The sequence below is a fragment of the Sphaerisporangium sp. TRM90804 genome, assembly GCF_029846175.1.
Classification (GTDB): Bacteria; Actinomycetota; Actinomycetes; order Streptosporangiales; family Streptosporangiaceae; genus Sphaerisporangium.
The window spans coordinates 1-22,398 of record NZ_JARWAC010000013.1 but is presented as its reverse complement, the minus strand read 5'-3'; the positions used below and the strand labels follow the sequence as shown (position 1 = coordinate 22,398).

Here is a 22,398-nt window from a genome sequence, read left to right as displayed (position 1 = left end):
TCACCACAGGAGGACGGTCACGATGGAGCATCGCATCCCTCGGTACACGCTGGACGGCGTGCGGGGCGCCGAGGTGTCGGTGCATCCTTTCGCGACCGAGGACGAGCTCGGCCTGACGCTGACGCGGTTCCACGCCGCCGACGCCGACGACGTCGTGCTGCTCGTCCACGGGCTGACCTCGTCCAGCGACATGTTCATCATGCCGGAGCACCGGAACCTGGTGAGCTTCCTGCTGGACAGCGGTTTCGGCGACGTCTGGGCGCTGGACTTCCGCATGAGCGGCCGGTTCCCCTACAACATGGAGACCCGGCGGCACACGCTGGACGACATCGCGGCGTTCGACCACCCGGCAGCCATGACCGAGCTCCGCCGTCACGTTGGGGCACGGCGGATCCACGTCATCGCGCATTGCCTGGGGTCGGTGTCGTTCCAGATGAGCCTGTTCGGCGGCGCGCTGGAAGGCGTGTCCAGCATGGTCGCCAACAGCGTGGGGCTGACCCCGCGGGTCCCCGCCTGGGCCCGCGTCAAGCTCCGCTACGGTCCCTTCCTCCTGGAACACGGCCTGGGGCTGCCGTATCTCGACCCGCGGTTCCACGACGCGCCGCCGTTCAGCCGGCGATGGCTGCTGGCCCGGGCGCTGTCGCTGTTCCATCCCGAGTGCCGCGAGCCCGCGTGCCACATGCAGAGCTTCATGTGGGGCAGCGGCAAGCCGGCGATGTACCGCCACGGCAACATCGCGCGGGAGACGCACGTCCACCAGCGGCTCGCCGACCTGAACGGCGCGGCCGACGTGGCGTACTACCGGCACATCGCCAAGATGGTGGCGGCCGGGCGGGCGGTGAAGTGCGACCCGGGCACCCCGTCGCACGCCGGCCTGCCCGACGACTACCTCGCCGCGGCGGGCGGGGCCGACACTCCCGTGCTGTTCGTCACCGGTGACCGCAACAACGTGTTCACCGACTCGAACGTCGTCTGCCACCGGCACATGTCCAGGCTCGCGCCCGGGCGCCACGAGCTGCAGGTGATCCCCGGTTACGGCCACATCGACACGCTGATCGGCAAGAACGCCCACGTCGACGTGTTCCCGCGGATCCTCGACTTCCTCAAGCGCCACTCCGGCTGAGCCCGTCATGACCACATCTGGAAGCAGTACCCGGCGGGGGCCGGGCCCCGCGGGGGGGCGGGGCCCGGCCGGGGGGGAGCACGCGGACGTCGTGGTGGTCGGCTCGGGGTTCGGGGGGTCGGTCGCGGCGTACCGCCTGGCATCGGCGGGGCTGTCGGTGGTCGTGCTGGAGCGGGGGCGCGCGTACGCGCCCGGCACGTTCCCGCGCAGCCCCGCCGAGATGGGCAAGGCGTTCTGGGACCCGGACGCCGGCCACTACGGCATGTACGACGTGTGGAGCTTCGGCGGCTGCGACTCGGTGGTCTCCAGCGGGCTGGGCGGCGGGTCGCTGATCTACGCCAACGTGCTGCTGCGCAAGGACGAGCAGTGGTTCGTGCACGAGGAGGGGCTGCCGGGGGGCGGCTACGAGTCGTGGCCGGTGAACCGCGCCGATCTCGACCCGCACTACGACGCCGTCGAGAAGATGATCGGCGTCGCGCCCTACCCGGTGGACGATCCCGCCTACTCCGACACCCCGAAGACGCGGGCGATGCAGGACGCCGCGGCCGAGCTGGGGCTCGACTGGAGCCTGCCGCCGCTGGCGATCAGCTTCGCCGCCTCGCCGGGCGCGCGGCCGTCCTTGGGCCTGCCGCTGGCCGAGGCCGAGTACCCCAACCTGCACGGCGTGCCGCGCAGGACCTGCCGGCTGTGCGGCGAGTGCAACATTGGCTGCAACGACGGCGCCAAGAACAGCCTCGACCACACCTACCTGTCGGCGGCCCGGCACGAGGGCGCCGACCTGCGCCCCATGCACCAGGTGCGGGAGATCAGGCGGCGGCACGGCGGCGGTTACGAGGTCGAGTACGTCCGTCACCACCCGGCCGACGGCCCGCACGTCATCACGTGCGACCGCCTGGTGCTGGCCGCGGGCACCTACGGCACGAGCTACCTGCTGCTGCGCAGCCGCCCGTGGCTTCCCGGGCTGAGCGGCACCCTGGGCAGCCGGTTCTCCGGCAACGGCGACCTGCTGACCTTCCTGCTGCGGGCCAAGGACCGCAGCCGCACGCGTCCGATCAACGCCAGCTACGGGCCGGTCATCACCAGCGCGATCCGGCTGGCGGACGAGGTGGACGGCGCCGGCGAGGACGGGCGCGGCGCGTACATCCAGGACGGCGGATATCCGGCCTTCCTCGACTGGCTCGTGGAAGGCGCCGACGTGGGGGCGGAGATCCGGCGTGCCGCCCGCTTCGTCGCCGACCGGATGCGGGCGTTCGTCACACAGGACAACAACCTGTCGGCGGAGCTCGCGGGTCTGGTCGGCGAGGGAGCGCTTTCGAGCACGTCCCTGCCCCTTCTGGGGATGGGCAGGGACGTGCCGGACGGTGAGCTGCGGCTGCGCGGCGGCAAGCTGGACGTCAAGTGGAGCCGCGAGGCCAGCGAACGGCACTTCGACCGGCTGCGCGCGACGATGCGCCGCATCTCCGACGTGCTGGGCGCCGAGCATTCGGGCATGCCCGCCTGGCTGGGCAAGCGCATCATCACGGTGCACCCGCTCGGCGGGACGCCTATGGGGCGCCACCCCGGCGAGGGCGTCTGCGACGCCTACGGCGAGGTGTTCGACCTGCCCGGCCTGTACATCGCCGACGGCTCGGCGCTGCCGGGGCCGGTCGGCCCGAACCCGTCGCTGACGATCGCGGCGCTGGCCGACCGCATGTGCACCCGGCTGCTGGAGAAGCGGCCGGGTGCGAAAGGGCACGACAGGAAAGAGGGACGGGTTCTGATGACCTTCGCGAGCGCGCCGGCGGGCATGGCCGCGCCGGTCGACACGCCGAGCCCGGTCGAGGACGCCGAGCGCACCTCGCTCTCGTTCACCGAGGAGATGCGCGGGCGGCTGTCGCCGGGGACGAGCGGGCCGCGCCTCGCCGGGGCGACCGGCCGCGAGGACGCCGAGGCGTTCGAGTTCCGGCTCACCATCACGGTCGACGACGTCGACCGGTTCCTGGGCGAGCCCGCGCACCTGGCGCGGGCCGAGGGGTGGGTGGACGCCGCCTCATGCGGGGGGCGGCGCCCCGTCGAGCGGGGATGGTTCAACCTGTTCGCGCCCGGCGACGAGCCCGACCACCGCGAGATGCGCTACCGGCTGTGGTTCAGCGACGACCAGGGCCGCCCGCGCACCCTCGCGGGGGTGAAGGACGTCCGGCACGGCCCGGCGACCCGGCTGTGGCTGGACACCTCGACCCTCCACACGCGTCTGCTGGAGGGTCACGTCACAGAAGACGAGGACGACGGGGCCCGGGTGGTCGGCGCGGGGACGCTGCACATCCAGCCCATGAACCTCGCCGAGACCCTGAAGAGCTTCCACACCGAGGGCCCGCGCGGGGTGTCCGCGCTGGCCAGGTTCGGCAGGTTCTTCGTGGGTCAGCTCTGGGACGTCTACGGACCGGGGTGAGGCGGAAACCCCGAGGCGGCCGACCGGCTTGGGGGGAGGTGGATCCCCCCGCCGATCGGCCGCCGGCCCGGGGGCCGGCCACGCCGGGAGCCTTGGGGGCGGCTCACCGGCGGGGCGGGCGTACCCGGCCTCCCTCCCCTACTTGGGGGGAGCCGGAGAGGGAGGCGGGGGCGTGGGCAGGGCCGCGAAGTCGACCTTGCCCGTGCTCTCCAGAAGGGTCATGTGCTTCATGACGACGTCCACCGCGACCTGCGCGAAGGCGCGGATCTCGGCGTTCTTGGTGCCCGCTCGGACCACCGACACGACGGCGAACACCTTGCCGTGCGCGAAGCGCAGACGGTCGGCGAACGTCTGGTCGTACTCCTCGCCGACCTTGGTGGACAGCTCGGCCATCCATCCCTGCTGGTCGGTGCTGGCGGTGCTGGGCAGCGTCACGTTGAGCTTGGCCGCGAGCGCGCGGACCTGCTCGTCGAGCTTGGTGTGGTCGGCGGCGAGCATGAGGCCGACCTCCTTGACGCGGGCGCTGCGCGCCCGCTCCTGCGCCTGCTGGCCGGTCGGGATCTCCCACAGGCCCGCCTGACGTACCTTGACCAGGAAGTCCCGGTCGGCGGGGCCGAGCGGCCCCGACTCCGTCATGGTCCAGTCCTCGGGGGAGGCGCCGCTCGCGGACCTGATCGCGTTGGGCGCGATGGCGAAGACCGCGATGGTGGCGACGACCAGGAACGCGATGGCACCGAGTACCTCGACGAACCGCATCGATTTGAGCTGGAGCCGACTCACTGAACGGCTTCTCCTTCCTGTCCCGCGATCCCTCAGGCGCGCTTGTCAGGGGGAGGTACGGCGTCCACTGGGACCTGGTTCACCGGATGGGGCCTATTTTCCGAATCTTGCAGAAGTTGTGGGATTTGCTTACGCGCGAGTAGTTCCACTGCCACCATGTGGCTGTGCAGCGTCATCGCAGCGTCCGGTCAAGCCCGGAGGAAACCTACGACGACTCCGAAGAGCAACTGGTCACGACGCTCTACCGGGAGTTCGGCGGCCCACTCCTTCGCAACGTACGCAGGTTGACCGGCGGAGACCAGCAGTGGGCGGAGGACGTCGTCCAGGAGACGGTCTTCCGCGCCTGGCGCAACGCCGGGAAGCTGAACAGGGAGCCCGGCCTGCTGTGGGCCTGGCTGATGACCGTGGCCCGCAGGATCGTCATCGACGCCCACCGTCAGCGATCCGTACGACCGCAGGAGGTCGAGCCCGACCGGCTCGACACCGTGGCGATCCCGGACGGCTCGGAGCCGATGCTCTCGGCGATGGTCGTCTCGGAGGCTCTGTACAGCCTGTCGGAAGAACACCGCGAAGCGCTCGTGCAGACCTACCTACACGACCGTACGATCAATGAGGCGGCAGAAGTGCTCGGAGTCCCGCCCGGGACGGTCAAGTCCCGGGTGTACTACGCGCTTCGCGCCCTCCAGAAGACGATGAAGGAGCGGGGGTGAACGGGCTGATGGAGTCACCGCCTCATGTCGAGGTGGCGGCCTACATCCTGGGAGTGCTGAACAAGGAGGACTCCGAGGCGTTCGACCGCCACCTGCTCGAATGCGCGAGCTGCCAGAACGAGCTGCGCGAGATGTACGACCTTCCCGACGCGCTCAACCTGGTCAAGCGGAGCATGAAGGGCCAGGTGAACGGCACGGCCCGGGGCGTGCCCAACGGCGCCGCCGCCCCCCGTTCCGCGGCCAACGGCTTCGCGCGCGGCGTCACCGGCGGCCCCTCCCCCGACGAGGGCGTCGTCCGCGACCTGTGGCCTCCGCGGCCTCGTGAGCGGTCCGGCGGCCATCGGCGCGTCTCGGCCGATCCTCCTCCCGGCGGGTTCCGCGACGAGCTGGCCGAGGCGCGGCGCCAGGCCAGACGCCGCAGCGTCACGTGGCTCGGCGTCGCCGCGGCGCTCGTGATCGGCGTGACCGGCGTGGCGACGGCGCACCTGTGGCCGGGCCCCGGCCCCGGCGTCTCGGTTGCCGCCCCGGCCGTGTCCGGCGCGCCCGAGGTCCGCGAGGGCGAGGGCCCCGCGAAGGGGGTCAGCGGCTCGGTCGGCATGGTGCGCAAGAGCTGGGGAACCGAGGTCCAGTTCAAGCTCAGCGGCGTGACGGGCCCCGAGCGGTGCAGCCTGGTGGCCGTCTCGCGCACCGGGGACACCGACATCGTCTCCGGTTGGAGCGTGCCCCCCGGCAAGGGGTTCGGCGTGCCGGGGTTCCCCGCGCCGCTCAGCCTGACCGGCGGCACGGCCCTGGCCCGCACCGACATCGTGCGCTTCGAGGTGCGCAGGGACGACGGCGTGCGACTGCTCGACATCCCCGTGGCCTGAGGCCGGCGCCACCGGCCGCCGGACACGGGTTCTCCGGGTTCGACGTTCGGCACGGGGGCGACGACGCCTCGCCTACCGCCTGCTCTCGGTGGGCGCGGGGGTGAGGCGGAGCGCGAGCGCGGGGCACATCTCGATCGCCCTGCGCGCCTCCCCCTCCAGCCGGCCCGGCACCGACGCGGTGCTCACCACGGGGTAGCCGTGCTGGTCGAGCCTGATCAGCTCGGGCAGCACCGAGGAGCAGATGCCGTGCCCCTCGCACCGCGCCCAGTCGAGGATGAGCTGCGCCTCGGCCGCGCGGGTGAGCGGCTCGGTGGGCAGCGGCAGCACGCCGCGCACGGGCAGCCCGCAGGTGCCGTACGCCGCGTGGGTCATGATGTCCTCGGCGAAGACGTCGATGGCCGACAGCACGAACCGCGCGGTGCCGTCGGGGTGCCCGCAGGCGCCGCGCCCGTGCATGGTGCGGGCGGCCCGGTGCACCGCCTCGATGTGGCCGTTGCCGTCCGCCAGCGCCCCGAAGGCCTGCGCCAGGTCGGGCAGCCCCATGTAGCAGGGCCCGCACTGGCCGGCGCTCTGGCCGGCCATGTACCTGGCGACGCGGGCGGTCTCGCCCAGCGGGCACGACTCCCAGCCGAGCGGCAGGACGATGCCCGCGCCGAGGGCGCCGCCCATGGACTCGAACCCGGCGCGGGACACCTCGGCGCGCTCGGCCGCCTCGGCGGTCATCCACTTGCCGTGGTAGCCGCCGACCAGCACGCCCTGCCCGATGGTGGCGTCGCACAGGTCGAGCACCTCGCGCAGCCGCACCCCGGTCGGGGTCTCCACCACCGCGGGCCTGCGGGCGGAGCCGGTGACGCTGAGCAGCACCGTGCCCGGCTCGGAGGCCAGGCCCACCGAGGAGTACATGTCGACGCCCAGCATGGCCATCAGGGCGAGCTGCGCGTACGTCTCGGCGTTGGACAGCAGGGTCGGCATGCCGCCCACGCCGCGGTCGCTTGCGCGCACCTTGCGGCCGGGCGGGATGGGGCGGTCGCCGTTGATGCCGCGCACCAGGGCGCCGCCCTCGCCGGAGATGAAGCGGTCGGGCATGCGCACCACCCGGACGGTGTCCGTCATGCCGCGCTCGTGGATGGCGTTGAGCAGCGAGCGCTCGCCGGGACCGCCGTGGGCGACGCCCACGACGATCTCCACGGCGGACAGGGCGCGGGCCACCAGGTCGGCGCCGTCCAGGATCAGGTGCGGGGTGCGGGACAGCAGCACCTTGTCCTTGTGCGCGGCGGGCTCGCCCTCGGTGGCGTTGACCACCACCGTGATGGGCGCCCCGCGACGCCCGGCCGAGTCGAGCACGGCCCTGAGCTTGCGGGCGAACGGGAAGCCCGCCCCGCCCCTGCCGCGCAGGTCGCCGAGCTCGGCCAGGGCGATCAGGTCGTCGATCGGCAGCCGCGGCATGCGCCCGTGCACGCGCCGGTGGGTGTCGTAGTCGAGGCGTGGCGAGCTGTCGAGGCCGGCGGTCAGCCGACCGGGCCCGATGCGGTAGACGTCCAGCACTCCGTACGTGGTCATCGCCGTACCTCCTTTCGCAATGTGACCCAGAACTCCTCGTCGAAGACGTCGTCGACGCGGATCTGCTCGGCCTTCCTGCCCGCGGCGGCCGGACGGACGGCGGGAGCGCCGCCCTGCCTGGCCGGGCCGACGGTGAGCACCAGCCGGACCAACAGCGCGAGGCCGACGGCGACGAGGCTGGCGGCGTAGCAGAGCGTCACCCAGTCGGGGGCGGCGCGTCCCGCCGTGAGCCCGTGCACGATGGCCACCGGCCACGTCAGATAGGCGGTGACGTGCAGCGCACGCCACATCCACGGCCATCGCATTCCGACGAACCGGCCGCGGAACGCGCCGGTGGCGGCCGCCAGGACCAGCAGATAGGCGGCCGTGGTGCCCAGCCCGACGGCGAAGCCGGCCCCGCCGAAGGGCAGGAACGCGTCCATCGCGCTCACCCGGCCCCTCATGATCTGCAGGTTGACGTGCACGATCAGCGAGCCGACGGCCACGACGGCCAGGGCGCGGTGCAGTGCCTGCATGAAGACGCGGTGGCGAACCCGAAGTATCAGGCGATCGGTGGCCGCCAGTCCGACGACCACCGTTCCGGTCAGTCCAAGGAGAGTGCCCACCCCCGCGTAGAAGATCAGGAATTCTTGTACAGGAGCCAGAACCGACGCTCCTAGCAGAGCGGTCCCGGCCAGTAGCGACGTTGACGTAATCAGCCCGACCACGATTGGGGCCCGTGATCGAGACCGTTGCGGAGCTCGTCGATGCCGCGTTTCTCTCATCCCGTCCTCCGCCAGATGATGCAAACCGGCACAAGCCGGACAACATGCTGCTGGGTGCCTACCGGGATCTATCGGGACATTTGCGCGCGCGATCACACTAGCGCCTCCACAGCCCCCCCGGTACCAGAACGTTACAGAATTCCTCGAACTATTGACGACGGAAGTAGTCAGACCTCGTTCAAGGGACGAACCATGGAGGGACGCTCGCTCAGGAGCGCAGGAAGGTCAGGACCGCGAGCACCCGGCGGTGCTGGTCGGTGTCCTCGGCGTAGAGGCCGAGCTTGCTGAAGATGCTCCTGACGTGCTTCTCCACCGCGCCGTCGGTGATCACGAGCTGGCGGCCGATCGCGGGGTTGGACCTGCCCTCGGCCATCAGCCCGAGCACCTCGCGCTCCCGGGAGGTCAGGGAGCCCAGCGGGTCGTCCCGGCGCCTGCGGACCATGAGCTGGGACACCACCTGGGGGTCGAAGACGGTGCCGCCCGAGGCCACCCGGCGCAGCCCGTCGAGGAACTCCTCGACGTCGGCCACCCGGTCCTTCAGCAGGTAACCCACCCCGCCGCGGGCGTCGGCGAGCAGGTCGTCGGCGTAGGACACCTCGACGTACTGCGAGAGGATCAGCATCGGCGAGCCGGGGACCCGGCGGCGGGCCTCCACCGCGGCCCGCAGGCCCTCGTCGGCGAAGCTCGGCGGCATGCGGACGTCCACCACCGACACGTCGGGACGATGAACGGCGACGGACTCCACGAGCCCGTCGCCGTCGCCCACCGCGGCCACCACCTCGAAGCCGAACTCCTCCAGCAGGCTCACCAGCCCCGACCGGATCAGAACGGCGTCATCGGCAACGACTACCCGCACGGCACCTCCGCGACGATGAGTGTGGGGCCCCCGGCCGGCGACGACACCACGAGCTCGCCGTCCACCGCGCGCAGGCGGTCGGCCAGGCCGGCCAGACCATGCCCCTTGGCGACGTGCGCGCCGCCGACCCCATCATCGCCGATGCTGAGCAGCAGTACGTCACCCGCGCGGATCAGCGAGATCGTGCACATCTGCGCCCGGCTGTGCTTGGCGACGTTGGTCAGGGTCTCCGCCGCCACGAAGTAGACGGTGTTCTCAACCACGGCGGTGTACCTGTCGACGGTCTGCACGTCCAGCTCGACCGGGATGATGCAGCGCCCGGCGAGCGCCGCGAGCGCCGGGGCGAGCCCGCGGTCGGACAGGATGGGCGGCGCGATGCCGCGCGACAGGGCGCGCAGCTCGTCCAGCGTCTCCCGGGTCGCGGTGATGGCCTGCGACAGCGTCGCGCGCGCCGCCTCGGGGTCCTTCTGGAGCTGGCGCTGCGCCCGCGACAGCTCCATGGCCAGGTGCACCAGCCGCTGCTGCGGGCCGTCGTGGATGTCGCGCTCCAGCCGGCGCAGCGCCCCCGCCTCGGCGGACACCGCGGCCGCGCGGCCCTCGGTGAGGTCCTCGATGCGCTCCTGCAGCTCGGCGACGCCGGTGAGCAGGGCCCGGGCCAGCCCGGCCTGCGTCAGGGCCGCGCCCCGCACGACGACCGGCAGGGTGGCCGCGCAGAGCAGGCCCAGCACCACGTGTACGACGCTGTCGGCGATGTACCCCTGCCCGATCCCGAGCAGCTCGGGCAGCCCCTGGTTGCCTTCGATGTTGGACAGGATCCAGCCGTACAGCGGGTAGGTCAGCCCGCCCACGGCCACCGCCCACCAGACCACGGTCAGCACGAAGCCGATGATCGCGAGCGGGAAGGCGATCACGGCGTGCAGCAGGTCGAGCCAGGCCTGCCCGTCGGCCAGCGGCTGCACCATCCTGCGCATCCATCCGGCGCCCTCGGGCGCCCTGCGGTAGCGGGGTCGGGACACCGGGCGGCCGAGCACCTGGGGCAGCCGGTGCCGCTGCACCTCGGCGAACCCCCGGGCCGCCAGCAGCGTCACCGACAGGATGGGAAGCCCCACCCACACCACCACGGTGCCCACCCCGGCGTTGAAGCCGACCATCATCAAGGCGAAGCTCGGGATGGCGATGACGAACGCCACCAGGTTGTACCGCGTGTCGACGCCGAGGCGCCGCATGGGGGATCTCATGTCATCCAAGGTACGAAGGCCGCGAGGGGGCGCACGAGCCCGCGCGCCGGTCTGCCGATGGTAGGGCTGGCACTACCGCCGCGGGTGGTGCCGGCGCCGCGCGAGAGGCCGGTGGACGGCAATGTGCCGGGCGGCACGCGGCGAGAGGGTCGATACATCGTCATCCCCTCACCCTGCGAGGCGCGCCATGCCGGCACTTCTCGAAACCCGCCCCCCCGCCCCGCGGCCCCGGACCGACGGCGCCGGACCACCGGCGCACAGGCCCCCGGCCCGGCCCCCGCGTGACCTGTTCATCGACCTGCTGCGCCTGTTCGGCATCGCCCTCGTGGTGCTGGAGCACTGGAGCATCCCGGTGCTGTCCTACGCCGACGGCCGCATCCTGACGGGCAACGCCTACGCCCTGCCGGGCGCGTTCCTGATCACCTGGATCGGCCAGGTCATGCCCCTGGTCTTCTTCGCCGGCGGCGCGGCCAACGCGATCGCGCACCGCTCCCACACCGCGCGCGGCGGCACGGACGCCGCCTGGCTGGCGGGCCGGGTGCGCCGCCTCGCCTGGCCGGTGCTGCCGCTGGCGGCGGTGTGGATCCCGCTGGCGCACCTGCTGCCGGCCCTCGGCCTGCCCCACCAGCCGGTGGAGACGGCCGCCAGGCTGGCCGGCCAGCTGCTGTGGTTCCTCGCCGTCTACCTCGTCGCCATCGCGCTCACCCCCGTGCTGCTGCGCCTGGGCGCCCGGTACGGCGGGCGGGTGCCCGCCGCGCTGGTCGCGGGCGCGGTGCTGGCCGACGTGGTGCGGTTCAACGGCTGGGAGCCCGCCGGGTTCGCGAACGTCGTCCTGGTGTGGCTGGCCGTGCACCAGCTCGGCTTCCTGTACGCCGGCGGCCGGCTGACCAGGTACGGGTGGATGGCGGCCGGCGGCTTCGCGGCGGCGGCGCTCCTGGTGGCGTTCGGACCGTACCCGGGGAGCATGATCGGGCTGCCCGGCGCGCCGGTGTCCAACATGGCGCCGCCCACCCTCGCGCTGCTGGCCCTGGCGTTCGGGCAGATCGGGGTCGCGATGCTGCTGCGTCCCGCCGCCCTGCGCCTGGTGCGGCGTCCCGCCGTCGCCCGCGTGGTGGCCTGGGCCGGGCCGCGGATGATGACCGTCTACCTGTGGCACATGAGCGCGCTGATCGTGGTGGCCGGCGTGGCCGTCGTCGGCCTGGGCCTGGCGACCCCCGCCCCGGGCGGCGCCCTCTGGCTGGCCGGGTGGCCGCTCTGGCTGGCCGCGCTCGCGCTGGTCATGACCCCGCTGCTCCGGCTGTTCTGCCGGTGGGAGCAGCCCCCGGCGAGCCCGCGCGCCGCGGTCGGCGCCGCGGGGGCGTACGCTGCGACCGCCCTGGCCGGCGCCGGGCTGCTCACCCTGACGATCACCGGCTTCAGCACCGGCCCCGCCCCCGTGCTGGCCGGCGCCGCCATCGTGGCGGGCCTGGCCCTGACCGGCGGCCCCATCGCCTTCCGGCGCCGCGCCGCCGCGCCCGGCCTGCCTGGCGCGGCGCCCGGCGGCCCGCTCGCGGGGGCTCAGCGGCCCGGTTCGAGCCACACGTAGCCGGCGAACCTGCCGCTGGGCTGTTCTCTGCGGTGGGAGTAGAGGTCGGGGGTCTCGACGGTGCAGCGGTCGTCGTGCCGGACGTCGAGCACCCCGGCGCTAGCGAGTTGGGCGGCGATGCCGGCCCGCAGGTCGAGCGCGGGGGCGCCGGCGCGGGTGGCAGAGCGGGTCTGCGGGACCGCGGCCGCGACCTCCTCCCTCAGCGGGCCGGGCACCTCGTAGCACTTGCCGCACACCATCGGGCCGACCAGCGCGACGAGGTCGCCGGCGCCGTGGGCGCGCATCGCCTCCACCAGGGCGGGCACCACGCCCGCCGCCGTGCCGGCCCGGCCGGAGTGGGCGCCGCCGACCAGGCCGGCGGCGGGGTCGGCGAGCAGGACGGGCGCGCAGTCGGCCGCGAGCACGGCCAGGGCGAGGCCGGGCCGGTCGGTGTAGACGCCGTCGATGGCGGGAGGGGCGGCGCCGAACGGCTCCGCCGTATACCCGACGTCGGGGCTGTGGACCTGCCGCATGAACACGACGCGCCCGGGGTCGACGCCGAACTCCTCGGCGGTGATCACACGGTTGCGCGCCACCGCCGCCGGGTCGTCGCCGACGGACATCCCGAGGTTGCGCGTGCCGTACGGCCCGGAGCTCACGCCCCCGTGACGGTCGGTGAACGCCATCCTGACCCGCTCGATCGCCAGCACCCCGCCAGCTTACCGAGCCGCCCGCGCCGGCCCGGGCCGCCCGTCGGCCGGGCGGGGAGCCGTGGCCGCCGTCAGGTCAGGGAGTCGTAGAGGGCCCGCGTGCGCGTCGCGATGGCCGGCCAGGAGAAGTGGCCGACGGCGCGGCGGCGGCCCGCCTCGCCCATGGCGGCGGCCCTGCCGGGGTCGGACAGCAGGGCGTTGACCCGCTCGGCGACGGCGTCGGCGAAGGCCTTGGGGTCGCGCGGCTCGCCGTCGGGGCCCTGGTCGATGGGGACGAGCAGGCCGGTCTCGCCGTCCGCGACGACCTCGGGGATGCCGCCGGTCGCCGTGGCGACGACGGCGGTCTCGCAGGCCATGGCCTCCAGGTTGACGATGCCCATGGGCTCGTACACCGAGGGGCAGACGAAGACGGCGGCGTGGGTGAGGATCTGGATGACGTCGGGCCTGGGCAGCATGTCGGAGATCCAGACCACGCCCTCCCTGGCCGCGCGCAGCTCCTGGACCAGGCCGGTCACCTCGGCCGCGATCTCGGGGGTGTCCGGGGCGCCCGCGCACAGCACGATCTGCGCGTCCGGCGCGAACGACCGGGCCGCGCGGAGCAGGTGCGCCAGGCCCTTCTGCCGGGTGATGCGCCCGACGAACACGACATAGGGCCGGGCCGGGTCGACGCCGTGCCGGAGCAGGACCTCGGTGCCGCGGTCGGGCGCGTACTCGCCGGTGTCGATGCCGTTGTGGATCACCGACACGCGCTCGGGCGCGATCTCGGGGTAGGCGGCGAGCACGTCGCGCCGCATGCCCTCGGACACGGCGATCACCGCGTCGGCGGCGAGCAGGGCCGTGCGCTCGGCCCAGGACGACAGCGCGTACCCTGCGCCGAGCTGCTCGGCCTTCCACGGGCGCAGCGGCTCCAGGCTGTGGGTGGTCACCACGTGCGGCGTGCCGTACAGCAGCTTGGCGACGTGGCCGGCGAAGTTGGCGTACCAGGTGTGGCTGTGCACCACGTCGGCCCCCTCGCAGGCCGCCGCCATCTCCAGGTCGACGCCGAGAACCTGGAGCGCCGGGTTCGCGTCCTCCAGGCCGCCGGGGACGCGGTAGGCCCGCACCCCGGCCTCCTGGCGCGGCGCGCCGAAGCAGCGAACCCGCACGTCAGCGAGGCTTCGCAGCTCGCGGGCGAGGTACTCGACATGGACTCCGGCCCCGCCGTAGACCTCCGGCGGGTACTCACGGCTGAGCAGATCGACGCGCATGTACTAGACCTTAGCGTTTGGCGAAGTTTGTGCGGGTTTAGCAGGAAGAAGGCGGGTAACGTCGTGCTATGACGACGTCCAGAGTCCTCGCGATCGTGCTGGCCGGTGGCGAGGGGAAGCGGCTGATGCCGCTCACGGCCGACCGGGCCAAGCCCGCGGTCCCCTTCGGAGGCATCTACCGCCTGATCGACTTCGTGCTGTCGAACCTCGCCAACGGCGGATACCTCAAGATCGTCGTCCTGACGCAGTACAAGAGCCACAGCCTCGACCGGCACGTGTCCCGCACCTGGCGGCTCTCGGCCATGCTGGGCAACTACGTGACGCCGGTGCCCGCCCAGCAGCGGCTCGGCCCGCGCTGGTTCGCCGGCTCGGCGGACGCGCTGTTCCAGAACCTGAACCTGATCTACGACGAGCTGCCCGAGCACTGCATCGTCTTCGGCGCCGACCACATCTACCGGATGGACCCCAGCCAGATGGTCCGCCAGCACGTCGACTCCGGGGCGGACGTCACCGTGGCGGCGATCCGCCAGCCGCTGTCGCTGGCCGACCAGTTCGGGGTGATCGAGACCGACCCCGCCGGGCGCAAGATCGTCGCGTTCCGGGAGAAGCCCACCGACGCCATCGGCCTGCCCGACGCCCCCGACCAGGTCTACGCCTCGATGGGCAACTACGTGTTCAAGACGCAGGCGATGATCGACGCGCTGCGCGAGGACGCGCTCGACCCCAGCAGCCGGCACGACCTGGGCGGGGACATCATCCCGATGTTCGTGAAGTCGGGCGGCGCCGAGGTGTACGACTTCGCCGACAACGTGGTGCCCGGCTCCAGCGACCGCGACCGCGGCTACTGGCGGGACGTCGGCACCCTGGACGCCTACTACGAGGCCAACATGGACCTCGTCTCCGCGCACCCGGTGTTCAACCTGTACAACGACCGCTGGCCTATCTACACCGGCCAGGACCCGCTGCCGCCGGCGAAGTTCGTCCACAACGACGGCGACCGCGTCGGGCGGGCCGTCGACTCCCTCGTCTCCCCCGGCGTGATCATCTCGGGCGGCATGGCCGCGCGGTCCATCCTGTCACCGGGCGTCGTGATGCACTCGCACTCCCAGGTGGAGGACTCGGTGCTGATGGGCTGCGTCAAGGTCGGCAGGGGGGCGATCGTCCGCCGGGCGATCGTGGACAAGAACGTCATCATCCCCGACGGCGCCCGCATCGGCGTGGACCCCGAGTACGACCGCGCCCACTTCGCCGTCACCCGCGAGGGCGTCGTCGTGATCGGGAAGAACGAGATCGTCGAGCGGTAGCCCGGCACGGCCGTCGGCGCCGGAGGCGTGCCCCGTACGCGTGCCGAAGGTGGACGCGGCGCGGGCACCGGGTGCCGAAGTGGGCTGCCGGGTACCGCGATGTCAGGCTAAAGTCCCCCCTGTGCGAAGATCACGGCCGTTCTGGAGGCTGACCCCCCCGGAGCGGCGGGTGTGGGACGCCTTCCCCTCCGGCGCGTGGGTCGACCTGCGGACCGGCGAGGAGGCGCGCGACGACCCGGCCATGGGACACAAGTGGCCGGCCGGCCGCACCGTCCGGGCCGAGGTGCTGATCGCGCTGCTGCTCGGCGCCAACCCCGCCGAGCCCGGGCAGGTTGCCGGGCTCCGGCTGGCGGGCGCGCGGATCGTCGGCGAGCTGAACCTCTCGGACGCCACGATCGGCGCCAAGATCCACCTGCTGAACTGCCACCTGGCCGGCACCGTTTCGCTCGCCGACGCATCGGTCAAGGGCGTCCGGTTCCGGGGCTGCGACATCCGGCGCTTCCGCGCCGCCCGCTGCACCGTCGACGGGCTGCTGGAGCTGGACGCCAGCACGATCCACGCGGGGCTGCGGCTCGACAACGCGCACGTCACCGGGCAGCTCCGACTGGGCCGCACGCGGCTGCACGCGCCCGACGGCGACCACACGGCCTCCGAGAGCTTCAAGCAGGACAGCCGGCGACCCTTCTCCGAGGCCGAGAGGCACGACCGCGGCTGGGACCGGGGCCTGTGGGCGCTGTGGGCCGGCGGCCTGACCGTCGACGGCGGCGCGTTCTGCCGCGACATGGTGGCCGTCGGCGGGCTTCGCATGATCGGCGCCAAGTTCAACAGCGGCCTGTTCCTGCAGCGGGCGGTGATCAAGAACGCCGGCGCCCACGCGGTGTACGCCGACCACCTGACGGCCACCAGCCTGGAGTTCAGCGCGGGCTTCACCGCCGAGGGCACGGTGCGGCTGCGCGGCGCGCGGGTCTCCGGGGTGGTCTCCTTCGACCAGGCCGTGCTCAGCGCGCCGGGCCGGTGCCTGCACCTGAGCCACATGCAGGCCGACGAGCTTCTGCTGTGGCCCGCCTCCATCAGCGGGGAGGTCAACCTCGCGTACTCACGGGTGGGCGTCCTGGCCGACCACCCCAGCGCCTACCCCGGGCACGTGCGCCTCAACGGGCTCACGGTCGAGTCGCTGCGCGGCCCCACCTCGCTGGCCGACCGGCTGTCGTGGGTCGGCCGCGACCCGGAGGGCTACCGCCCGCAGCCGTACGAACAGCTCGCCGCGTGGTACCAGCGGATCGGCCACGAGCCGGAGGCCCGGCGGGTGCTGCTGGCCAAGCAGCGGGCGCGGCGCGCCACGCTGCGGCTGCCCAGCCGGGTCGCCGGTCACCTGCTCGACTTCGTGGTCGGCTACGGGTACCGGCCGTGGCTGGCGGGGGTGTGGTTCGCCGTGCTGCTGGCCGTGGGGACGACGGTGTTCGAGCTCCATCGCCCCGTCCAGGTCGGCCTGGACGAGCGGCGCGTCTTCCACGCCTTCCTCTACACGCTCGACCTGCTGGTCCCGGTCAGCGTGTTCGAGCAGCGCGGGGCCTGGGAGCCGGTGGGCTGGACCCAGTGGCTGGCGGGCATCCTCATCGCCTCCGGCTGGATCCTGGCCACGGCCCTGATCGCGGGCGCCACCCGCGTGCTGCGCCCGTCCAGCACCTGACCACCGGACGCGGCCCCGCCGGCCGCTCATCCGGGCCCCGCCGCCCGTCCGGGCGCGCTCACCGGGCGCCGCCACCTGTCCGGGCACGCTCACCGGCGCCGGCGGGCTCGCGGCCACCGGCCCGGCGTCACCGTCCGGAGCCGTCCGCGGCGTCGCCCCGCAGTCCGGAGGCGCCGCCGGCGTCGCCCGGCTGCGTCCAGCCCTGCTGCGGGCCCATGCCGGACGCCGCCCCGGCCGGGCCGGCCGCGGCGCGGGAGGCGGGCGACGGCCCCTGGACCCCGGCGACGTCCTCGACGCGGAAGCGCGGGAGCGCCTGCGGGTGGTTCTCGCGGATGTAGGTCACCAGGTGCTCGCGCATGTCGCACTTCAGGTCCCACACGCTGGGGGCGTCCGACGCGCTCATCAGCGCGCGCAGCTCCACCAGGCCGTTGGGCTGCACGTCGGTCACCTGGAGCACCCAGTCCTTCTGGTCCCAGAGCGGGTGCTCGCGCAGCGCGCGGTAGAGCTCGGTCCGCAGCTCGTCGACCGGCACCGACCAGTCGACCCGGAAGATCACGTGGCCGATCACGCGGCTCCCGTGCCGGGTCCAGTTCTCGAACGGGTTGCCGGTGAAGTGGGAGACCGGCAGGATGAGCCGCCGCTCGTCCCACACGCGCAGGACGACGTAGGTCAGCGTGAGCTCCTCGATCCTTCCCCACTCGCCGTCGACCACGACGACGTCGTCGAGCCGCAGGGCGTCGCTGAAGACGAGCTGGAGGCCGGCGATCAGGTTGCTCAGCGTCGACTGCGCGGCGATGCCCGCCACCACGCCGAGGATTCCGGCCGAGGCGAGCAGCCCGGCGCCGAGCGCGCGCACCGAAGGGAAGCTGAACAGCATCGCGCCCAGGGAGACGACGATGATCACGGCCGCGGCCACGCGCCGCACCAGGGCGATCTGGGTGCGCATGCGGCGCGCCTTGCGGTTGCCGTCGCCCTCGACCGTGCCCAGCCGGGCCAGCACCACGTCGGTCACCGCGTAGGCGGCCTGGATGACGAGCCACGCGACGCAGGCGATGAACAGCAGCGTGAGGGTCTGGCGGATCGCCGGGTCGAACGACCCGGCCGACATGCCCGGCGCGTAGACCGTGTCGAAGGCGACCACGGCCGCCGTCGCGAACCCCGGCCACGTGCAGCGCTCGACCACCGGCCCGGCCAGCGAGAAGCGGCCGTTGACCCGGCGGGACCTCAGCACCCGCCGGAGCAGCTCCACGGCCACGACCGCCGCCACGACGGCGACCACCAGAACGATCCACTCGACTGCCGATGACACCTACGGCGCCCCCTTCGTCGTCGTCTCCTCGCGCACGCCGCCGCGGGCCCGCCCTTCGAACACGGCGGCCCGGGCTGGAGTCTCCAGCCCGGGCCGCCGGGACGAAGATCGGCCAACGGCCGGCTTCGACCTTGCATTACCGACTCTGACCCAAAAATCAGCTCAGAGGACATTTAACTACGAGATATCGGTCACACCGCCCCTGTCCCGGGCCCGTGCGGCCGGCTCAGAAGGCCTCGTCGAAGCTGACACTGCCCTCCACGGCGACCTGGTAGGCCGACACCCGGCGCTCGAAGAAGTTGGCCAGCTCCTGCACGTCCTGCAGCTCCATGAACGCGAACGGGCTGGCCGTGCCGTACCGGGCGGGCAGGCCGAGCCGGGCCAGGCGCCGGTCGGCGACGTACTCCAGGTACTCCCGCATCTGCTCGGCCGTCATGCCGGGCAGCCCCGCGCCGCACAGGTCGCGGGCGAAGGCCAGCTCCGCGGCGACCGCCTCCTCGATCATCCGGGTGACCTCGGCGCCCATCGCCGCGTCGAACAGCTCCGGCTCCTCGGCGCGCACGGTGTCCACGACCGAGAAGGCGAACTCCATGTGCATGGACTCGTCGCGGAACACCCAGTTGGTGCCGGTGGCCAGGCCGCCCAGCAGGCCGCGCGAGCGCAGCCAGTAGACGTAGGCGAACGCGCCGTAGAAGAAGAGCCCCTCGATGCAGGCGGCGAAGCAGATCAGGTTGAGCAGGAACGCCCGCCGGTCCTCCCGGCTCTCCAGCCGCCTCAGCCCGCCGAGCGAGTCGATCCAGCGGAAGCAGAAGTCCGCCTTGTCCTTGATCGAAGGGATGTGCTCGACCGCCGCGAACGCCTTGGCGCGCTCGTCGTGGTCGGGAAGGTAGGTGTCCAGCAGCGTCAGGTAGAACTGGACGTGCACGGCCTCCTCGTAGAGCTGCCGCGACAGGTAGAGCCGCGCCTCCGGGGCGTTCACGTGCTGGTAGAGGTTGAGCACCAGGTTGTTGGCCACGATCGAGTCGCCGGTGGCGAAGAAGGCGACCAGCCGGTTGATCAGGTGCCGCTCTCCCGGGCTGAGCTTGGTCAGGTCGGCGAGGTCCGACTGCAGGTCCACCTCCTCCACCGTCCAGGTGTTGCGGATGGCGGCGCGGTACCGCTCGTAGAAGGCGGGGTACCGCATGGGGCGCAGGGTCAGGTCCATGCCCGGGTCCAGGAGCATCACTGGCACGCCTCGCAGATCTCGGGGTTCTCCAGGGAGCAGGCGACGGCGTCCCCGTCGGGGACCGCCGCGGGCGCGGCCTCCGGCCGGGCGGGCGCCGCCGCGACCGCCACGGTGGTCTGCGCGATGCGCGTGGCGGGGCGGGAGCGCAGGTAGTAGGTGGTCTTCAGCCCCGCGCGCCAGGCGTAGGCGTACATCGACGACAGCTTGCCGATGGTGGGCGTGGCCATGAAGAGGTTCAGCGACTGCGACTGGTCGATGTAGGGCTGCCGCGCCGCCGCGAGGTCGATCAGCGCCTTCTGCGGCAGCTCCCACGCGGTGCGGTACAGCTCCTTGAGGTCGCCGGGGACGGCCTCCAGATCCTGCACCGAGCCGTCGGCGCGCTTGACGGCGTCCCGCACGGCCGGCGTCCACAGGCCCCGCTCACGCAGGTCGCGCACCAGGTAGCGGTTGACCTGCAGGAACTCGCCCGAGATCGTCTCGCGCTTGAAGACGTTGGACACCTGCGGCTCGACGCACTCGTAGCAGCCGGCGATCGAGGCGATGGTGGCGGTCGGCGCGACGGCCAGCAGCAGCGAGTTGCGCAGCCCGGTCACCGCGATCCGCTCCCGCAGCTCGGCCCACTCGGCCGGGTGGACGGGGCGGCTGTCGGGATAGTGGTCGGGGTGCAGCACTCCCATGGCGGCCCTGGTGTCGCCGTAGGCCGGGTGGGCGCCAAGGCTCGCGGCCAGGTCGGAGGAGGCGCGGTAGGCGGCCAGCGCCATCTCCTCGGCGATCCGCGTCGACAGCGCCCGGGCCTCGGGCGAGTCGAACGGAATCCGCAGCGAGAAGAACACGTCCGCCAGGCCCATCACGCCGAGCCCGACCGGACGCCACCGGCGGTTGGCCCCCTCGGCCTCCGGGGTGGGGTAGAAGCCGCGGTCGATCGACCGGTCCAGGAAGCGCACGGCCGTCGCCACCGTGGCGCGCAGGCGCGACCAGTCGACGCCGTCCTCGGTCACGTGCGCCGCCAGGTTGACCGAGCCGAGGTTGCAGACCGCCGTCTCGGCGTCGCTGGTCACCTCCAGGATCTCGGTGCACAGGTTGGACAGGTGGATCACGTTCTGCGGCCTGGCCGTCTGGTTGGAGGTGCGGTTGGCGGCGTCCTTGAACGTCATCCAGCCGTTGCCCGTCTGGGCCAGCGTGCGCATCATGCGGCCGTACAGCGCCCGCGCCGGGACCTGGCGGACGTACCGGCCCTCGGCCTCGGCCTCGCGGTAGGCGGCGTCGAACGCGTCGCCCCACAGGTCGACCAGCTCGGGGACCTCCTTGGGGTCGAACAGCGACCAGGGGGCGTCGGCCTCGACGCGGCGCATGAACTCGTCGGGGATCCAGTTGGCCAGGTTGAGGTTGTGGGTGCGCCGGGCGTCCTCGCCGGTGTTGTCGCGCAGCTCCAGGAAGTCCTCGACGTCGGCGTGCCACGGCTCCAGGTAGACGCAGGCGGCGCCCTTGCGCCGGCCGCCCTGGTTCACGGCGGCAACGCTGGAGTCCAGGGTGCGCAGCCAGGGGACGATGCCGTTGGAGTGGCCGTTGGTCCCCCGGATCAGCGAGCCGCGCGCCCGCACCCGGCTCCAGGAGACGCCGATGCCGCCGGAGTACTTCGACAGGCGCGCGACCTGCGTGTACCGCTCGTAGATGCCGTCCAGCTCGTCGCGGGGCGAGTCGAGCAGGAAACACGAGGACAGCTGCGGGCGCCGGGAGCCGGAGTTGAACAGCGTGGGCGAGCTGGGCAGGTACGCCAGCGTCGCCATCAGCCGGTAGAGCTCGGCCGCCTCGGCGACGGTGTCGGCGAGGCCGCAGGCGACGCGCAGGAAGAAGTGCTGGGGCGTCTCCAGGACGCGGCGGGTGACGGGATGCTTGAGCAGGTAGCGGTCGTAGACGGTGCGCAGGCCGAAGTACTCGAACCGGGCGTCGCCCTCGGGGTCGACCAGGTTGTCCAGCTCGACGGCGTTCGCGGCGGCGAACTCCGCGAGGCCGTCATGGACCAGCCCGGCCCGGTGGGTGGCGGCGACCGACTCCGAGAAGGTCCGCACCCCTTGCGTGGCCGCCTCCTCGAGGATCTCCTCGGCCAGCAGCCCGGCGGCGACGCGCGAGTTGGCCGGGTCCTCCACCACGCGGGCGGCGGCCTCCTCGATGGCGGCCCGCCTGCCCGGCGCGGCGTCCCGGACGGCCCCGAGGTCCACCGCGGCCCCAAGGCCCGCGGGCTCGCGGGTTCGGCCGGCACTCCCGTCCAAGGAGGCGCCGCCTGGCTCCCGGTGATGAAGCAGGTCGCTTGTCACGGTCACGTGCAATCTCCTCGTGCGCTCGAATCCCCGGACGAGGGCACGCGGCGGAGCCGCCGGCGAGCGGGCACGCCGGAGCACTCCGTCCCACGGCCCTCTCTCGAGGCCCTGGACAACCACGTCCCCGGCAGGTCTTCGGACTCGCGGGCACACACCTCGGCTCTACAGGCCATCGCGTCGCGGGCCTGCGGCCCGGTGCTCACATGACGGCGGCCGTTCCCGCTCACCGCGCGTGGTTTGTCTCCTTTGTAAGTGGCGCGTGCGTGAGCACCCACACCGCCACATCGTTGTCCTCCGGTCCCGAGCGGCGCATCTCCAGGAATGCGGGTAGGGGGCGGGGCCCCCCGGCTGCGGGGTGGTTCCGACCCGTGCTTGCGGGGTGCGAGCACCACATGTGGTGGCCTCACAATCCACAACCACAAGAAGTTGTGTCACCATGAGACCTTCCGGCGGGAGCACGCGGGCGCCCCCGGCGGCCGGCCGTCCCGGGGCCCCGGCCCCTTCGGGTGTCCCGGACGTCAAGACATCCGGGCATCCGCCACGTCCGGACGTCCCAGGCACCCGGACGCCCAGACGGGCCTCCCGGCACTCAAGCGCGCCGCCGTCCGGGCGGCTTGCACGCGCAGGCGCCACGGCGTCCCAGGCGTGGAGACGCCCCGCGGCATCCGGGCGTCCCGGCAGACCTCCCGGCACTCAAGCGCGCCGC

General features: G+C 72.9%; 17 protein-coding genes. 7 read left to right on the top strand and 10 right to left on the bottom strand.

The features are described 5' to 3' along the window. The first annotated feature begins 22 nt into the window (after nucleotides 1-22). Together PYR91_RS17100 and PYR91_RS17095 are read left to right on the top strand one after the other, a co-directional pair. A complete protein-coding gene (locus PYR91_RS17100; protein ID WP_279780837.1) occupies nucleotides 23-1,123 on the top strand; it encodes an alpha/beta hydrolase in 1,101 nt (366 codons plus the stop codon). 7 nt (nucleotides 1,124-1,130) lie between these two features. Beyond that, nucleotides 1,131-3,551: a GMC family oxidoreductase gene (locus PYR91_RS17095; protein ID WP_279780836.1), complete on the top strand. Its 2,421-nt coding sequence runs from the start codon at nucleotides 1,131-1,133 to the stop codon at nucleotides 3,549-3,551. Nucleotides 3,552-3,689: 138 nt separating this feature from the next. Here the strand turns inward: PYR91_RS17095 and PYR91_RS17090 are convergent, their stop codons facing one another. Continuing rightward, the gene (locus PYR91_RS17090) at nucleotides 3,690-4,331 is read right to left on the bottom strand and encodes a DUF4142 domain-containing protein (RefSeq protein ID WP_279780835.1); all 642 of its coding nucleotides are present in this window, start codon (nucleotides 4,329-4,331) and stop codon (nucleotides 3,690-3,692) included. A gap of 227 nt (nucleotides 4,332-4,558) precedes the next feature. Here PYR91_RS17090 and PYR91_RS17085 point away from each other — a divergent pair, with 227 nt between their 5' ends. Next, on the top strand, nucleotides 4,559-5,041 hold the full coding sequence (locus tag PYR91_RS17085) for a sigma-70 family RNA polymerase sigma factor (protein WP_279780957.1): 483 nt from the start codon (nucleotides 4,559-4,561) through the stop codon (nucleotides 5,039-5,041). Next, a complete protein-coding gene (locus PYR91_RS17080) occupies nucleotides 5,038-5,907 on the top strand; it encodes a zf-HC2 domain-containing protein (RefSeq protein ID WP_279780834.1) in 870 nt (289 codons plus the stop codon). The genes PYR91_RS17085 and PYR91_RS17080 overlap by 4 nt, the downstream gene beginning before the upstream one ends. A 72-nt stretch (nucleotides 5,908-5,979) precedes the next feature. Here PYR91_RS17080 and PYR91_RS17075 read toward each other — a convergent pair whose 3' ends face one another. From PYR91_RS17075 to PYR91_RS17060, 4 genes are all read right to left on the bottom strand, one after another. Beyond that, the gene (locus tag PYR91_RS17075; protein WP_279780833.1) at nucleotides 5,980-7,467 is read right to left on the bottom strand and encodes an NADH-quinone oxidoreductase subunit NuoF family protein; all 1,488 of its coding nucleotides are present in this window, start codon (nucleotides 7,465-7,467) and stop codon (nucleotides 5,980-5,982) included. Next, nucleotides 7,464-7,982: a hypothetical protein gene (locus tag PYR91_RS17070; protein WP_279780832.1), complete on the bottom strand. Its 519-nt coding sequence runs from the start codon at nucleotides 7,980-7,982 to the stop codon at nucleotides 7,464-7,466. The genes PYR91_RS17075 and PYR91_RS17070 overlap by 4 nt, the downstream gene beginning before the upstream one ends. Before the next feature lie 457 nt (nucleotides 7,983-8,439). Beyond that, nucleotides 8,440-9,087 (bottom strand): response regulator transcription factor, encoded by a 648-nt coding sequence (locus tag PYR91_RS17065; protein ID WP_279780831.1) that lies wholly within the window; start codon nucleotides 9,085-9,087, stop codon nucleotides 8,440-8,442. Then, nucleotides 9,078-10,325: a sensor histidine kinase gene (locus PYR91_RS17060; protein ID WP_279780830.1), complete on the bottom strand. Its 1,248-nt coding sequence runs from the start codon at nucleotides 10,323-10,325 to the stop codon at nucleotides 9,078-9,080. Before PYR91_RS17060 ends, PYR91_RS17065 begins: the two co-directional genes overlap by 10 nt. A gap of 187 nt (nucleotides 10,326-10,512) precedes the next feature. Here PYR91_RS17060 and PYR91_RS17055 point away from each other — a divergent pair, with 187 nt between their 5' ends. After that, entirely contained in the window at nucleotides 10,513-11,910 is a 1,398-nt protein-coding gene (locus tag PYR91_RS17055; RefSeq protein ID WP_279780829.1) for an acyltransferase, read from the top strand. Here the strand turns inward: PYR91_RS17055 and pgeF are convergent. Further along, nucleotides 11,883-12,575: a peptidoglycan editing factor PgeF gene (pgeF, locus tag PYR91_RS17050; protein ID WP_279780956.1), complete on the bottom strand. Its 693-nt coding sequence runs from the start codon at nucleotides 12,573-12,575 to the stop codon at nucleotides 11,883-11,885. The two genes, PYR91_RS17055 and pgeF, sit on opposite strands and share 28 nt — an antisense overlap. 95 nt (nucleotides 12,576-12,670) lie before the next feature. Further along, entirely contained in the window at nucleotides 12,671-13,846 is a 1,176-nt protein-coding gene (gene glgA, locus PYR91_RS17045; protein ID WP_279780828.1) for a glycogen synthase, read from the bottom strand. Between the two features lie 68 nt (nucleotides 13,847-13,914). On the opposite strand from glgA, the gene glgC reads away from it, so the two are divergent. Further along, nucleotides 13,915-15,150, top strand: a complete 1,236-nt coding sequence (glgC, locus tag PYR91_RS17040; RefSeq protein ID WP_279780827.1) for a glucose-1-phosphate adenylyltransferase — start codon at nucleotides 13,915-13,917, stop codon at nucleotides 15,148-15,150. Nucleotides 15,151-15,271: 121 nt separating this feature from the next. Beyond that, nucleotides 15,272-16,840 (top strand): hypothetical protein, encoded by a 1,569-nt coding sequence (locus PYR91_RS17035; RefSeq protein ID WP_279780826.1) that lies wholly within the window; start codon nucleotides 15,272-15,274, stop codon nucleotides 16,838-16,840. Nucleotides 16,841-16,967: 127 nt separating this feature from the next. Here PYR91_RS17035 and PYR91_RS17030 read toward each other — a convergent pair whose 3' ends face one another. The 3 genes from PYR91_RS17030 to PYR91_RS17020 form a co-directional block, all read right to left on the bottom strand. After that, on the bottom strand, nucleotides 16,968-18,149 hold the full coding sequence (locus PYR91_RS17030; protein ID WP_279780825.1) for a mechanosensitive ion channel domain-containing protein: 1,182 nt from the start codon (nucleotides 18,147-18,149) through the stop codon (nucleotides 16,968-16,970). 226 nt (nucleotides 18,150-18,375) lie between these two features. After that, nucleotides 18,376-19,371, bottom strand: a complete 996-nt coding sequence (locus PYR91_RS17025) for a ribonucleotide-diphosphate reductase subunit beta (RefSeq protein WP_279780955.1) — start codon at nucleotides 19,369-19,371, stop codon at nucleotides 18,376-18,378. Continuing rightward, nucleotides 19,371-21,695: a ribonucleoside-diphosphate reductase subunit alpha gene (locus PYR91_RS17020; protein ID WP_279780824.1), complete on the bottom strand. Its 2,325-nt coding sequence runs from the start codon at nucleotides 21,693-21,695 to the stop codon at nucleotides 19,371-19,373. The genes PYR91_RS17025 and PYR91_RS17020 overlap by 1 nt, the downstream gene beginning before the upstream one ends. Between the last annotated feature and the right edge of the window lie 703 nt (nucleotides 21,696-22,398).

What these genes read in the sequence shown, in the direction of transcription:
- PYR91_RS17095 (WP_279780836.1), top strand. Translation starts at nt 1,131, where the DNA reads ATGACCACATCTGGAAGCAGTACCCGGCGGGGGCCGGGCCCCGCGGGG.
- PYR91_RS17025 (WP_279780955.1), bottom strand. Translation starts at nt 19,371, where the DNA reads ATGCTCCTGGACCCGGGCATGGACCTGACCCTGCGCCCCATGCGGTAC.
- glgA (WP_279780828.1), bottom strand. Translation starts at nt 13,846, where the DNA reads ATGCGCGTCGATCTGCTCAGCCGTGAGTACCCGCCGGAGGTCTACGGC.
- PYR91_RS17100 (WP_279780837.1), top strand. Translation starts at nt 23, where the DNA reads ATGGAGCATCGCATCCCTCGGTACACGCTGGACGGCGTGCGGGGCGCC.
- PYR91_RS17060 (WP_279780830.1), bottom strand. Translation starts at nt 10,325, where the DNA reads ATGAGATCCCCCATGCGGCGCCTCGGCGTCGACACGCGGTACAACCTG.
- pgeF (WP_279780956.1), bottom strand. Translation starts at nt 12,575, where the DNA reads ATGGCGTTCACCGACCGTCACGGGGGCGTGAGCTCCGGGCCGTACGGC.
- glgC (WP_279780827.1), top strand. Translation starts at nt 13,915, where the DNA reads ATGACGACGTCCAGAGTCCTCGCGATCGTGCTGGCCGGTGGCGAGGGG.
- PYR91_RS17070 (WP_279780832.1), bottom strand. Translation starts at nt 7,982, where the DNA reads ATGCAGGCACTGCACCGCGCCCTGGCCGTCGTGGCCGTCGGCTCGCTG.
- PYR91_RS17055 (WP_279780829.1), top strand. Translation starts at nt 10,513, where the DNA reads ATGCCGGCACTTCTCGAAACCCGCCCCCCCGCCCCGCGGCCCCGGACC.
- PYR91_RS17075 (WP_279780833.1), bottom strand. Translation starts at nt 7,467, where the DNA reads ATGACCACGTACGGAGTGCTGGACGTCTACCGCATCGGGCCCGGTCGG.